This window comes from Flavobacterium myungsuense (assembly GCF_042677265.1).
Lineage (GTDB): Bacteria > Bacteroidota > Bacteroidia > Flavobacteriales > Flavobacteriaceae > Flavobacterium > Flavobacterium myungsuense.
In genome coordinates, this window is record NZ_JBHTIZ010000004.1 from 1 (window position 1) to 13,815 (window position 13,815).

13 protein-coding genes are annotated in these 13,815 nt (G+C 32.0%); all 13 read right to left on the bottom strand.

From position 1 onward, the window contains the following. Positions 1-1,529: hypothetical protein (locus ACFQ0S_RS00190; protein WP_379819036.1), on the bottom strand; the 1,529-nt coding region annotated here is incomplete at its 3' end. A gap of 462 nt (positions 1,530-1,991) precedes the next feature. Further along, positions 1,992-2,408 carry a hypothetical protein gene (locus ACFQ0S_RS00195; protein ID WP_379755100.1) on the bottom strand — a complete coding sequence of 139 codons (417 nt, stop codon included), beginning with the start codon at positions 2,406-2,408 and terminating at the stop codon, positions 1,992-1,994. Between the two features lie 30 nt (positions 2,409-2,438). After that, a complete protein-coding gene (locus tag ACFQ0S_RS00200; RefSeq protein ID WP_379755097.1) occupies positions 2,439-3,383 on the bottom strand; it encodes an NAD(P)H-dependent flavin oxidoreductase in 945 nt (314 codons plus the stop codon). After that, positions 3,383-4,996: a S8 family serine peptidase gene (locus ACFQ0S_RS00205; protein ID WP_379755094.1), complete on the bottom strand. Its 1,614-nt coding sequence runs from the start codon at positions 4,994-4,996 to the stop codon at positions 3,383-3,385. The genes ACFQ0S_RS00200 and ACFQ0S_RS00205 overlap by 1 nt, the downstream gene beginning before the upstream one ends. Before the next feature lie 25 nt (positions 4,997-5,021). Continuing rightward, on the bottom strand, positions 5,022-6,209 hold the full coding sequence (mnmA, locus tag ACFQ0S_RS00210; protein ID WP_379755091.1) for a tRNA 2-thiouridine(34) synthase MnmA: 1,188 nt from the start codon (positions 6,207-6,209) through the stop codon (positions 5,022-5,024). A 38-nt stretch (positions 6,210-6,247) separates the two neighbouring features. Continuing rightward, the gene (locus ACFQ0S_RS00215) at positions 6,248-6,967 is read right to left on the bottom strand and encodes a toxin-antitoxin system YwqK family antitoxin (RefSeq protein ID WP_379755088.1); all 720 of its coding nucleotides are present in this window, start codon (positions 6,965-6,967) and stop codon (positions 6,248-6,250) included. A 68-nt stretch (positions 6,968-7,035) separates the two neighbouring features. Beyond that, positions 7,036-8,940: a membrane protein insertase YidC gene (gene yidC / locus ACFQ0S_RS00220; protein WP_379755085.1), complete on the bottom strand. Its 1,905-nt coding sequence runs from the start codon at positions 8,938-8,940 to the stop codon at positions 7,036-7,038. A 200-nt stretch (positions 8,941-9,140) separates the two neighbouring features. Next, positions 9,141-10,763: a CTP synthase gene (locus tag ACFQ0S_RS00225; RefSeq protein ID WP_379755082.1), complete on the bottom strand. Its 1,623-nt coding sequence runs from the start codon at positions 10,761-10,763 to the stop codon at positions 9,141-9,143. 160 nt (positions 10,764-10,923) lie between these two features. Then, positions 10,924-11,154 carry a DUF3820 family protein gene (locus ACFQ0S_RS00230; RefSeq protein ID WP_379755079.1) on the bottom strand — a complete coding sequence of 77 codons (231 nt, stop codon included), beginning with the start codon at positions 11,152-11,154 and terminating at the stop codon, positions 10,924-10,926. A gap of 187 nt (positions 11,155-11,341) precedes the next feature. Next, complete coding sequence (locus ACFQ0S_RS00235) at positions 11,342-12,226, bottom strand: acyltransferase family protein (RefSeq protein WP_379755076.1); 885 nt, start codon at positions 12,224-12,226, stop codon at positions 11,342-11,344. 150 nt (positions 12,227-12,376) lie between these two features. Next, positions 12,377-12,724 (bottom strand): type II toxin-antitoxin system PemK/MazF family toxin, encoded by a 348-nt coding sequence (locus tag ACFQ0S_RS00240; RefSeq protein ID WP_379755073.1) that lies wholly within the window; start codon positions 12,722-12,724, stop codon positions 12,377-12,379. Beyond that, positions 12,714-12,944, bottom strand: a complete 231-nt coding sequence (locus ACFQ0S_RS00245; protein ID WP_379755070.1) for a hypothetical protein — start codon at positions 12,942-12,944, stop codon at positions 12,714-12,716. The genes ACFQ0S_RS00240 and ACFQ0S_RS00245 overlap by 11 nt, the downstream gene beginning before the upstream one ends. A gap of 361 nt (positions 12,945-13,305) precedes the next feature. Then, a complete protein-coding gene (locus ACFQ0S_RS00250) occupies positions 13,306-13,695 on the bottom strand; it encodes a hypothetical protein (RefSeq protein ID WP_379755067.1) in 390 nt (129 codons plus the stop codon). Positions 13,696-13,815: the final 120 nt, after the last annotated feature.

Consider the following 13,815-nt stretch of genomic DNA (forward strand, 5'->3'; position numbering starts at 1 on the left):
ATAGCACTCTTACAACTGGTTGTCAAATTTGTTATTGTAACGGTATAGGTTCCTGCAATTGTTGTCGGAAATGAGGCAACATTTCCTGGATTAGTGACTCCCGCTGGTACTTCCCATTCATAAGTATAGGTTCCTGCTATTGCTGGTGTAGCCGTTAGTGTTGCTGTCTCTCCCGGACATATCGACGGACTGTTTAAACTTACTGTTGGTAATGGCAAAACTGTTATTGTAACACTTCCAGTCTGATTTTGACTACAACTTGGTGTGCCACTAGTAGCTACGCTAACTAATTCGAAGGTGTCATTTTGAGTAGTATTCAACCATGCTTCTCCGTCTGGGTCTAGAACAATAGTGTTAATCACACCGTTCACCGTATATGTTACTGTTGCTAATGGAGTTCCTTCAAAATCTATTCTAGAGGGCGTTCCTGAACAAACTGTTGGCCTTTTAGTTGAAATAGAAACTGTTGGTAATGGCAAAACAGAAATAGTTACTTTTGAAGTGGATTTCGCACACTTTGTAGAAGTAGAAACCTCATAATTAAAATTATAATCTCCAGGCAATAGGGAAGAAATATTAACTTTTCCTAAATACCCATCTATTGTTGGTAAATCTCCTGACCAAACACCAGTTTTGTCTGGATTTCCGCCAAGTAAATCATACAAATCAAAAGGTGGAGTTGTCGGTAAGTCAGAAATACAAAAGCCTTTAGCGCCATCACTACCTGCATTATTTGGGTCTTCAAAAATTGCGTAAACTGACAAACCAAGACTTTCGCATGTATTATCTGATTGTGTTACCTTATAAAGATCACCTTCTTGTATAAATGTATTAAATGGATCTACTATTTCCACTCCTGAAGGAAAATACCAAGAAATCGTATTACTGGGATCTATATTTACAGTAAAGTCTGAAATTCTTGGTGAAGGACTTGAACATATTTGCTGAACAGGATTACCCGTTGGAGGTGCTAGAATTATTATCCTAACCCTGATTCTACTCCTTAAAGTCTCACAACCAGAACTAGATATGAATTGACTTGCATAATAATCTATGTTATTACTTAAAGGCCACGAACTTGCTAATTGAGAACCTCCAGTTGGATTAAGATACCATCTTAAATCGTTACCATTTATTTTTTGTTGAAGATTTGCTACCGTAGATTCAACACAAAAAGTTGGGGAAGGCAAGTCAAATGGTGATGGCCTTGTAAAAAATGTTACATCTACTCTAGGTCGTACTCCACAATTGCCCGCATTACTATCTGCATAATATGACCCAGGATTTAAAACAGTTGTCGCATTTAAGGCAGTACCACCAGTAGGCACTATATACCATCTAACACCACCACCATTATCTGTAGCAATAAGATCACTAACTCTAGCAGGGGTAGGTCGAGAGTCGCAAAAAGATTGAATAGCATTTACAACTGTAGGACATTGTGCAAAGGAATAATTTAAGCTTATAAAAAAAGCAAAAAAAGATAAGAAAAATGAAGGTTTTTTTGTACTAAGAGTAATAATTCTCATAAGCATATATAATTGACACATTAAAAAAATATAGAACAATGAACTAAAAACATTTAAAAAAAAATATTTTCTATTTATATAACATTACAGTATAATTTATAAGAAAATTCTACTAAAAATAACGAACTATATTCCAAAACGATATTAATGAATTAATCATGATGAAAATTTTAATAGTTTAAATATTATGAACAAATTGATTAACAATTTCACTCAAATAGTTGATTACTTGCTGTTTTTTTTAAACATTTAAAATCAAGTATTTATAAAAAATATTCATTAATAAATTTAAAAAAAGGAACTCAAAAACTAAAAAAATCTATTAAAAACAATTTTGGATTGAATTTAAAAAAAATGAAGAAAAAAAAAGGTTGAATTTAAATTCTAATAAGTTGCTTTAATTAAAAAGAAGATTAAACTAAACAAATTAATTTAAAAATAAAAATAGAATCATTTATAATGCTAACCTATAAAATTTTTAATATTATAAACAACAATAACATTTTTTTGATTAATATAAAGTTGCTTTCTATTTTCTTGATTTTTCCTTTTGATTATTGAAATCACAAAAGGCTCACCGTCATCATTTCGGCATTGAAAAGTATATATTTCGTCATTTTCATTTTCTTGAACTTTCTCATAATTCATAATTTCGTAAAGCTGAATTTCTTGAGAATAAACGACAATTCTATTTTTAGTAGTATCTAATGTAATAACTATTGAAGCGTCTTGTAAATCAGACCATTTACCCCAATTCCCTTTTTCGTTTTTTTCTAAAACACTAAAACCTGTGGTTTGAAATTTGTAGACTTGACAATAGGATTGTTGAATAAATGTTGTCAAAAACAAGAATAGTATTATTTTTTTTATTGATTTCATTGTATAAATTAAGTGTCCAAAAATAGTAAATTAAAAGCTAATTCTTTTTAAATCATTTTTCGAAATCTCAAATTCAGAAATTAAATCATTTATTATCTTGTGAACTGATTCAATTTCATGAATTAATCCTGCAACTTGACCAATCTCTAATTCGCCTTCAATCATATCGCCTTCAAACATACCACGTTTTGCTCTTGCCCTTCCCAATAACTCTTTTAGTTCTTCTTTTGTACCACATTTTGCATATAATTGCTGAATATCTTCAAAAAATTTGTTCTTAATTAATCGAACAGGAGCAAGCTCTTTCAATGTCAATTGTGTATCACCTTCTTTGGTTTCTAAAATCTTTTTCTTGAAATTTTCATGCGATGACGACTCTAACGAAGCTGCAAAACGACTCCCTATCTGAACACCATCTGCGCCTAAAATCATAACGGCAAGCATTGCTTTTCCGGTAGCAATTCCACCAGCGGCAATCAAAGGTATTGTAATTTGTTCTTTTACCATCGGAATTAAAGTAAGTGAAGTCGTTTCTTCTCTTCCATTATGTCCGCCAGCTTCAAAACCTTCTGCAACTACCGCGTCTACTCCTGCTTCCTGAGCTTTTAAAGCAAATTTAGAACTGCTCACAACATGTACAACTGTAATCCCCCTATCTTTTAGATAAGAGGTCCACGTTTTGGGATTTCCTGCTGAAGTAAATACAATTTTTACCCCTTCATCGACAATAATTTTTATAATTTCTTCGATATTTGGATACAACATTGGCACATTTACTCCAAAGGGTTTATCTGTAGCTTTCTTGCATTTTTGGATATGCTCTCTCAATACTTCAGGATACATCGACCCTGCACCAATTAGTCCCAAACCACCCGAATTACTGACAGCACTTGCTAATTTGTAGCCACTATTCCAAATCATTCCACCTTGAATTATTGGGTATTTTATATTAAAAAGTTGAGTGATTTTATTCATTATTGTTTCACTATTTTTCCTGTTTGAGAATACCTATTTGAGGTAAGATTGTAGAAATAAATTCCAGAATTTAAATCATCTAAAAAAATACTTTTATTTTCTTTTGAAATCTCTTTTTCAAAAACCTTTTGACCTAAGTTATTATAAAAGGTGACATTAGCATTTTCGAATCCATTTGGAAACGAAATTAAGATTTTATCTTGTGTAGGATTTGGATAAAAAACAAACTCTTTTTTTGAAAACTGTTGTTTACCTAAAGCATTATTTAAGGCCAAATTAAAATCTGGAATTCCATATCCTACCTTTTCATTTGGAGTAGTAAATATACTTGACGATTGTTTAATTAAATCCACAATTTCTGTATTCGTTTTATCAGGCAATGCTTGCCAAAGACTTGCTACCATTCCAGCAATTATTGGCCCAGAAAAAGAAGTTCCGTTAGCAGTAGTTATTGCTCCATCGGTATTAGATAAAACCGATTGCTGTCCTTGAGCAACAACATCTGGCTTTACTCTTCCGTCATAAGAAGGGCCTTGAGAGCTAAATGACGCATAATTTCCTGTTGCATCAATGGCGCCTATTGCAAGTGCATGAACAGCATCAGCAGGAGCTGATATATAACGCCATGCTTTTGAGCCTTGATTTCCAGCAGAAACTACACAAACGATTCCTCGACTAAATGCGAACTCGACCCCTTTTGAAATAAAAGTTGAAGAACCATTCATATCATTATAAGTAAAATCATAATTAGGATTATCAAATTGGGTATACCCTAATGAAGTTGTAATAATATCGACTCCAAGTCTATCTGCCTCTTCAGCCGCTTCAACCCAAAGCGATAATTCTAGTGGACTCTCATTTTTATCATCCTCAGTAATAAATAAATAATAAGAAGCGTCTGGTGCTGTTCCTACCAATTGATTTTCTAGAAAGCCGCCCATTGTTGAAAGAACCAATGTCCCGTGAGAATCGCCAGAATAAAAATCTATATTTCTGTTTACATAATCATAACCTCCTAAAAGTTGATTATTATCTCTTAGCCTTTTAAATGTTTCTGCTGAATTTACACCAGGAAACCCTGCATCCATAACTGCAATTATTTTTCCTGAACCCGTATAGTTTTGTTGATGCAATAAATGTCCATTTAACATTTGAATTTGATTAGCTGAACTTGCATAATTAAAAAAAGACTCCGTTTCATAAGTTTTACTAATTTTCTTAATACGTTTTGGAGCTGTAACTTTTCCCGTAACATTCAAACTTCTGTTAGCAAAATCAATGCGTTCAACAAAGTTTAAAGTTTTAAGTGCTTGAATGTCGGATTGCAATCCTTGAACATGAATAGCATTAAACCACTTCGATTTTGCCATAACTTTTATTCCTTGAGTTGCTGCTACTTGATTAATAAAAGGTTGATAGATAGGAATATCTATAAAATCTATAGGAATATTTTGAAGCTTCCTCCTATCTAATGCTCGTTGTGTAAGCATTGTTAATGGATTTTCGAAATAGGCTTGTGAATCTGGTTTTGAATTAAAATATACCCAGGCATCTTCTTGTGAAAACGCAATAAAATTGGAAAACAGAAATACGAATAGGGCTATTTTTTTCATAAAAAACTGTTCTTATGAAGTAAACTTACGAAATTACTCCTGAACCAACTAATTCATCGTCAAGATACCAAGCCACAAACTGACCTTCAGTAATAGCAGATTGCGGTTCGTCGAAAGCAACATATATTCCGTTTTCATATTGATGCAATGTGGCGTTTTGTAATGGCTGACGGTATCTTATCCTAGCCATAACTTTCATAGTTTCTCCATTAGAAATTCTCAAATCTTTTCGGATCCAATGCACTTCTGATGGCGAAATAAAAAGTGCTTTTTTGAATAATCCCGGATGATTTGTTCCCTGACCAGTGTAAATGGTATTTGTTTTTACATTAGTTGCAATTACAAATAATGCTTCTGGAGTTCCGCCAACATTCAAGCCTTTTCTTTGACCCGTTGTAAAATAATGTGCCCCTTGATGTTTGCCTACAACCTTGCCCATTTCTGGAGTATAATCAATTGAAGTCGATTCTGAAATTAATAATTCTTCGATTGATTTATTTTCTGATTTATTTAAAGTATATATCTCTTGATTGGCATCGATTTCAAAAATTAAACCCGCTTTTGGCTGTAATTTTTGTTGTAAAAAATCGGGCAAACGAACTTTTCCTATAAAACACAAACCTTGAGAATCTTTTTTATCAGCAGTTACTAGTTCCATTTCTGCAGCTATCTCACGAACTTGAGGCTTTGTTAATTCTCCTATTGGAAAAAGGGATTTTGCTAATTGCTCTTGCGATAATTGACATAAAAAATACGATTGATCTTTATTTTCATCTTTTCCAGATAACAATTGATAAACTGGCTGCCCGTTAACTTCAATTTCACCTTTTCTACAATAATGTCCTGTAGCAACATAATCGGCTCCAAGACTTAATGCAATTTTCATAAAAACATCAAACTTTATCTCTCTATTACACAACACATCAGGATTTGGCGTGCGACCTCTTTCATATTCGCTGAACATATAGTCAACAATTTTTTCCTGGTATTGTTTGCTTAAATCTACAGTTTGAAAAGGAATTCCTAGTTTCTCAGCAACAAGCAATGCATCATTACTATCTTCTAACCATGGACATTCATCTGAAATAGTTACTGAATCATCATGCCAGTTTTTCATAAAAAGCCCAATGACTTCATAGCCTTGTTGTTGCAACAAATAAGCAGCAACACTAGAATCGACTCCCCCAGAAAGACCAACAACGACACGTTTCATTGTGAAAAAAATTTAAAAGCAAAAGTACAATTTAAAATTTATTTGCTTTTAGGTTTTACGAGTTTCTTAACCTTTGACATATTTTCTTCGCTAACTAATTTTCCGTTTTCAAAAAACTGCCAAATTCCTTTTTTCTTTCCGTTTACATATTTGCCTTGAGCAACAATATTTCCGTTTGGATCTTTATAAACTGCTGGTCCGTCAAACTCGCCATTATTGTAATTAGAATCTTCTAGAATTACTCCGTCTTTTTCAGAATGTTTTCTATATTTTCCGTGCTTTACTCCTTTAAGATAATAGGTCTCTTCGGCAATTTTTGTGCTCGGATAATACACGCTTCTCAATCCGTCAAGTTTTCCATTTTTATAATTTTCGATAGTCATAATTTCTTTAGAAGCTTTATGATAATACTTCCATTGACCATCATAAAGCCTATTTACTTGTTTGCCTTCGCTTACTTTATTCTTAGCTTGATCGTAAAAAATGGTATAAACCGAATTGTCTTTCGGATTGAACTCTCTTGTCGCAATTATTGATTTTGCATTCGTATCATCAAAAAAATAAAAAATGCCAGTCTCTTTACCATGCAAAAATGTCCCTTCGTATTTTGGTCTTTTAGATTCTGGGTGGAATCCTTTCCAAAGCCCCTGTTTTCTTCCTTTATCATCTAACTTATTAAAATCAGATTGTGCTGCAATTATTTGGAAGGCTAATAAAACTATAGTAACCATAAAATACAAAAACTTATTTTTTTTCATTCCGATTATTTTTGATGTTAGTAAAAAAAATAAAATTAAAAAAGCTTCCGTAATTGGAAGCTTTTTTTTTACTTTTTCTTTTGAATTTTTTTCTGCTCTTCGGCTTGTTCCATCATCTCTCTCATTTTTCTCTGAAACTTTCCTTCGGCTTTAGGCTCTTTTAATTTGTTTTCTTGTATTTGTAAATGAATTTTATTTTCGTCGACTACATACTTTTTAATTACAACCATGATACCAATGGTAATAAGATTAGAAATAAAGTTATACAAACTTAATCCTGCGCCATAACTGTTAAAGAAAAACAACATCATTATTGGAGAAACATAAATCATTATTTTCATTATTTTTCCCATATCAGGCATCCCTTCTTGTTGTGGTGCTGCCATTTGCTGGTCGCCAGATGTCATTTTCATATAAAAGAAAATAGCTATTGACGCTAAAACTGGAAACAAACTAATATGATCGCCGTATAATGGGATATGGAATGGTAATTTTACTATTTCATCAAATGAAGATAAGTCATCCGCCCATAGGAAACTCTTTTGTCTTAACTCGAATGCGGATGGAAAAAACTGAAACGAAGCATACATAAAAGGAAGCTGAATCAATGCAGGAATACAACCTGCCATAGGATTTACACCGGCTTTATTGTACAACTTCATTGTTTCCTGTTGTTTTTTCATGGCGTCTTTCTTGAATTTTTCTCCCAATTCAGCAATTTCTGGTCGCAATACTTTCATCTTGGCTTGCGATAAAAATGATTTATATGTGATTGGAGACATAGCAATTTTTATAATAATTGTAAATACTATAATTGCAATTCCCAATGAAAGCCCAACAGTTGAACTTAAAAATCCGAAAAGTGGAATGAAAATAAACATGTTGATCCAGCCAAAAATGCCCCAACCAAGAGATATTATTTTTTCGATATTTTTATCATAACTATTCAAAGTATTGTAATCTGTAGGACCAAAATACCAATTCATTTTGTAATCAATCTCACCATTATTAAACGCTAGAGGAACATTAGCTTTGAATTGTTTGGTGTAAACCGTATCGACTGTTTCGTCATTAACAAGATTGTTAGAGAACATTTTACCTTTCTCAAAAGGTTTTGAAGTTAGCAAAATTGACGAGAAAAAGTGTTGTTTGAATGCAATAAAGCTTACTTTTTCTGCATTTTCTTCTTTATCTTGACCTTGTGCTACATAATCAATTTTTTCATCTTCGTATTCAAAATATACTTCAGCATATCGGTTTTCGTAAGCTATCCCTTTTTCGTTTCTAATACTTTTAAGATTCCATTCTAAATCTAAATCTTTACTTGTATTTAAAACTTTGCTTAAACCTTGAGAACGAATATCGAAATCAAGCATATACTCATTTGGCTTTAATACATATTTGTATTCTAAAAATTCATTTGCTCCAGCTTTTAAACGCATGGATAAAATTTGATTTTCTCCAACTTTAGTAAGTGTAGGTTCAAAAAATAAATTTTTTGTTTGAAGCGTTCTGTTGTCTTGCGTTTGTAAACTAATATTCAAATCGGAGTTATTGTTTTTTATAAGCGTAACCAATTGACCAGAACCTTTTTTGATACTTTCGTATTTTTTAAGTATGGCTTCAACTATATACCCTCCTTTATTGGCAATTTTTATTTTTACAAGATTGTTCTCTAAAGTTGTAAACGATTCCTTGGCCGAAGGTAATGTTGCAGAATAAGCGAAATTTCCTAATGTTGATTTTAATTGTGCTATTTGCAAAGAGTCGTCAAGCACTGGATTATTTATCACTTGCGCTACTTTTACTTCCTGAACTTTAGCTTTTTTAGCTTTTTCTACCTGCTCTTTTTTAGCTTTCTCGGCAGCAATTTCTTTTGGAGTGGGTTGGTTTTGATACATGATCCATATCAAAATTCCGAAAATTAATATAAAACCAATTATTGAATTAAAATCTAATTTTTTTTGTTCCATTTTTTTTATTTTTTGCTTAAAGTTTTATGACTTTAAGCGATAAGCATTGATTTTATTCTTTAAAAAATTAATAAATACACAACTAATTTATTCCCTAGCCCTGATTATAGTGAAAATCCTTGTTATTGTGAGATTGCCGCGCAAGCTATCAATGACAAGATTGAAACGGAAAGCAGGAATTGCATTTATAAACAAAACTACTATTTCGCTCCTGATTTTTTATTTTTTACCATTGCGGCGACAAAGTTAACAAATAATGGGTGCGGATTTGCAACCGTACTTTTATATTCCGGATGGTACTGCACGCCAATGAAAAAAGGATGGTTTTCTAACTCGATGATTTCTACCAAACCCGTATCAGGATTGACACCAGAAGCCTTTAATCCTGCATTTTCTAATTGTGCTAAATAATTTCCATTAAATTCATACCGATGGCGATGACGCTCTAAAATAGTTGTTTTTTTGTATATTTTGTATGCTAATGTGTTAGGCGAAATATCGCATTTCCAAGCTCCTAAACGCATCGTTCCGCCTTTGTCAGTAATGTCTTTTTGCTCTTCCATTAAATCAATAACAGGGTGTGCTGTCCCTTGATTCATTTCGGTAGAATTGGCATCTTTTAAGCCCAAAACATTTCTTGCGTACTCAATAACCGCCATTTGCATTCCGAGACAAATTCCGAAAAACGGTAAATTATTTTCTCTAGCATAACGAACGGCTTCTATTTTGCCTTCTATTCCTCGTTCTCCAAAACCTGGAGCTACTAGAATTCCGTCTAATCCTTGCAATTTTTCTGCAACATTTTCAGCATCTATATATTCAGAGTGAACAGAAACTACATTTACTTTCGTTTCATTTGTTGCGCCAGCATGAATAAAGGCTTCTAAAATAGATTTGTAAGAATCTTGTAATTCAACATATTTTCCAATTAATCCAATATTTACAGTATGCTTTGGATTTTTTAATCGGTGTAAAAAAGTGTTCCAGTTTTTTAAATCGGGAGCTGCTTTTTTAGGCAAATTTAATTTCTTTAGAGCTACTATATCAAGTCCTTCTTCCAACATTAAATTTGGCACTTCATAAATGGTCGATGCATCGATAGATTGAATCACCGCCTCACGTTTTACATTGCAAAACAAGGCTAACTTATGACGCAATTCGTCTGATATTTCATGCTCTGTTCTACAGACTAAAATATCGGCTTTTATACCGCTTTCCATTAACGTTTTAACGGAATGTTGTGTTGGTTTTGTTTTTAATTCGCCCGCTGCTGCTAGATACGGCACTAAGGTTAAATGAATTACGATACCGTTGTTTTCGCCTAGTTCCCAAACCAACTGCCTAACAGATTCTATGTACGGTAAAGATTCGATATCGCCTACAGTTCCTCCTATTTCAGTAATTACAATGTCGAAATCGCCTGAATTTCCAAGCAATTGCATTCTATCTTTAATTTCGTTGGTAATATGAGGAACCACTTGAACGGTTTTACCAAGAAATTCTCCTCTTCGCTCTTTTTCTATAACCGAAAGATAGACTCTCCCTGTGGTTACGTTATTGGCTTGAGAAGTGGGAACGTTTAAAAAACGCTCGTAATGACCTAAATCCAAGTCGGTTTCAGCACCATCATCGGTCACGTAACATTCGCCATGTTCGTAGGGATTTAGTGTGCCTGGGTCGACATTTATATACGGATCAAATTTTTGAATCGTAGTTCTATAGCCTCGTGCTTGTAATAATTTTGCCAAGGAAGCTGCAATTATTCCTTTCCCTAAGGAAGAAGTCACACCGCCAGTAACAAAAATATATTTCGTTTGATTCATTACTTGTTGTTGTTTGTAGTTGTATTGTTGTGTAAAAAACGAGGCAAAAATACAATTATAATTCGATTTTTAGATTTTTAGATTGTTGGATTTTTAGAAAAATTAATTTGTTATATTTTGGTCCAATAATCTAATTTATCTATGAAGTCTAAAATCTAATTTACGGTTTTGGATATTGCTTTTTTATGTTGCGAATTAATTCTTCCAAACCATTTAATTTGAGTTCATAAATGAGTTGGAGTTGTTCGCCCAATTGTCCTTTTGGGAATCCTTTGTTATTATACCAAACCACATAATATTCGGGCAAATCGATAAGATGCCAGCCTTCGTATTTGCCGAAGGGCATTTTAGTATGAGCGAGTTGGATGAGTTTTTTTTGGTCTGGATTCAAGGTTTGATGTTTTTTAGAGGTTTACTTGCTACACATGTGGCGCATTAAGGAAGCCTAAATTTAAGATTAATAAGTAATTTTACAAGTACAAAGACATATATAAAATAAGCCTAAACCCTTTACATTGAAAAATGGAGGTTGGCTGAAGTATTATATTCCTATTTGTGGTAGTCATACAGATGAAATATTATCTTCCGCCACTAATTATATTGAGAACCGTATACTTTTTGGTTATTATAAACAATATATATGTAAATACAAGAGCAGCAATAATCTGAGTAACTATAAGAAATAATTGGTTTTCTATAAACATCTTCAAAATAGGATATGAAATTACTATAATTGGAGAATGATATAAGTGAAGTAAATAAGAAAATTTCCCCGTGTTATAAAATTTGAATTGAAAATCAATTAATAAAATGAAAATCAAAAATGAAATAGGAAATTTTAGATAGTCAATAAAATAATTCCAAATAATAACTCCTATTATTACGGATATAATTATAAGTGTTTTTTTATCAATACTATTTTTGAATTTTGAATATAAACATCCTATAAAAAATAAAAAAGCAACATCTTCTCTTAAAATTAGTGTCCCAAACAGCAGAAGGGGAACGATAACAAATAAAGTTTTTAAGTTTCTTTTAGTAATTAATGCAATAATCGAGAATATCACAAAAATATCTCTCACGAAATAAGTAGGAGGGTTTATTGGGGGCGAATTAAGTGCAAAAACACCTTCTGTAATTAATGAGAAATCATAGGATAGTCGGTTAAGAGAATTGTATTCCAAAACATAATTGCAAAACAAAGCCATCAATAAAATTAAAATATTAGATATAAAGTAAGGTATGGCCAAACTTTTAATCTTACTTATAAATAAAATTTTTTTAAAGCGGGAAATTTCAAAATACAGATATCCCGACACTATAGAAAGAATGGCTGTACCAAAAGTTGGAATTTTCTCAACTATAAAATAAGCAATTCCATTTGTTAATTCATTTCGGGTATGTGTAAATACAATGAGTATTACAGCAATCAGCCTAATTATTTCAATACTTGATTTCTTCATTAATATTTGTGATCACGGTCGATTCTAAAGCTCATGGCGACTTAAGGAAATCATTATTACCATAATCGACCAAGCGAAGTTATGAAAAGTAAACGAACAATTTACCGCAGACTAGCCATGAAAATTAGTATGTTTTATTCTTTCGCACTTCTAATCTAAATCAATTATTATAGAAATGTTTTCTTTTATTTTGTCAATTAATTCATTTGGTAAATTTCCAACTTTTTTGATCAATCGTTTATTGTCTATTGCTCTAATTTGATCTATCATTATATCACAATTCTCATGTAAATTTGCCATTCCTTTTTTCAAATGAACTCTTAAAATATCAGAATCTTTTTGAACATTAGTTGTAATTGGACAGACAACTGTTGATGGATGCGGGATTTTATTTAATAAATTTGTCTGAACAACTAAAACAGGCCTAGTCTTTCCAGCTTCAGTTCCTATTTGTGGATTTAAATCGGCAATCCAAATTTCGTATTGATTAATCTGCATAGTCCATTTTTTCAAAATCCTTTAATATGTTCATAGAATCTTTTTTGACTAAGCCAGATTCGACTTTAAGTCTTTTCTCTAAAATTTGCCTTTTTTGTACTTTGTTATAGTAATCAATTGCTTCATTGATGTATCGATTTCTAGGAATACTGATACGTGAAAGTATTTTTTCAGTTTCTCCGAATATTGAATCGTCTATTTTTAATGATACTGTTTTCATATACTTTTATTTATATCACAAATGTATATCATTTTAGTATATCATTTTCGATTATATAGCATTTTTTTTGCATGAGGAACAACATCAGTCAGTAAAAAAACTGCTTATCAATTTAAAAGGATTCTTGCGGAAGTTGAGCCAGCCATAGTATTTGCCGAAAGGCATTTTTGTATGAGCGAGTTAGATGAGTTTTTTTTGGTCTGGATTCAAGGTAGATTTTTCTTTAACGTTTTGCCGCTTCAAGCCGATTGCGTCATATAGAACTGCGGTTTTTCCGCTATAAAAAAACGAAGTTATGAACATTAATGTTTTTATTTAAACAAAACGAGCAAATGGCTTGAAACGATTAGCAAATCGGTTTTTAATCTGATTCCACGTTTAGTTTTTCCAATACTGCATCCAATTCAGAGAGTGAATTTGGTTCAATTATATGCGTGTTGATTGTCAATTCCGCTTTGTCAGTTTTCAATGTATAATCTCCAGCAAATTTTTTAATTTGCTTTATTTCAGTAAGATTTATTTTTTTTTCAAATGGTTTATTTACTGAAATTACACCATTTTCTATAGTCATATATTGATTCTTTTTTTCGTATAAATAAGTTCCTAAATATAAAAATGAAATTATAAGAAAACCATAATCTGTCCACGAAGAATTTTCCTTTGTAAATATTCCGAGTAAACTTATTGATAGCCATAAGATTCCAAATATAAGGCTAAAATTAAGTCGTTTTTTTCTGTATTGTATTTTCATTTTCTAAACTGTTTGCTAACTTGTTAACTGTCGCATTTTCCTTATATAATTAAATTGTATTGGAGAGTTATGATTATATCGTATACTATAGATTACTTTGCTTCGTGCCTCGCAACTCCT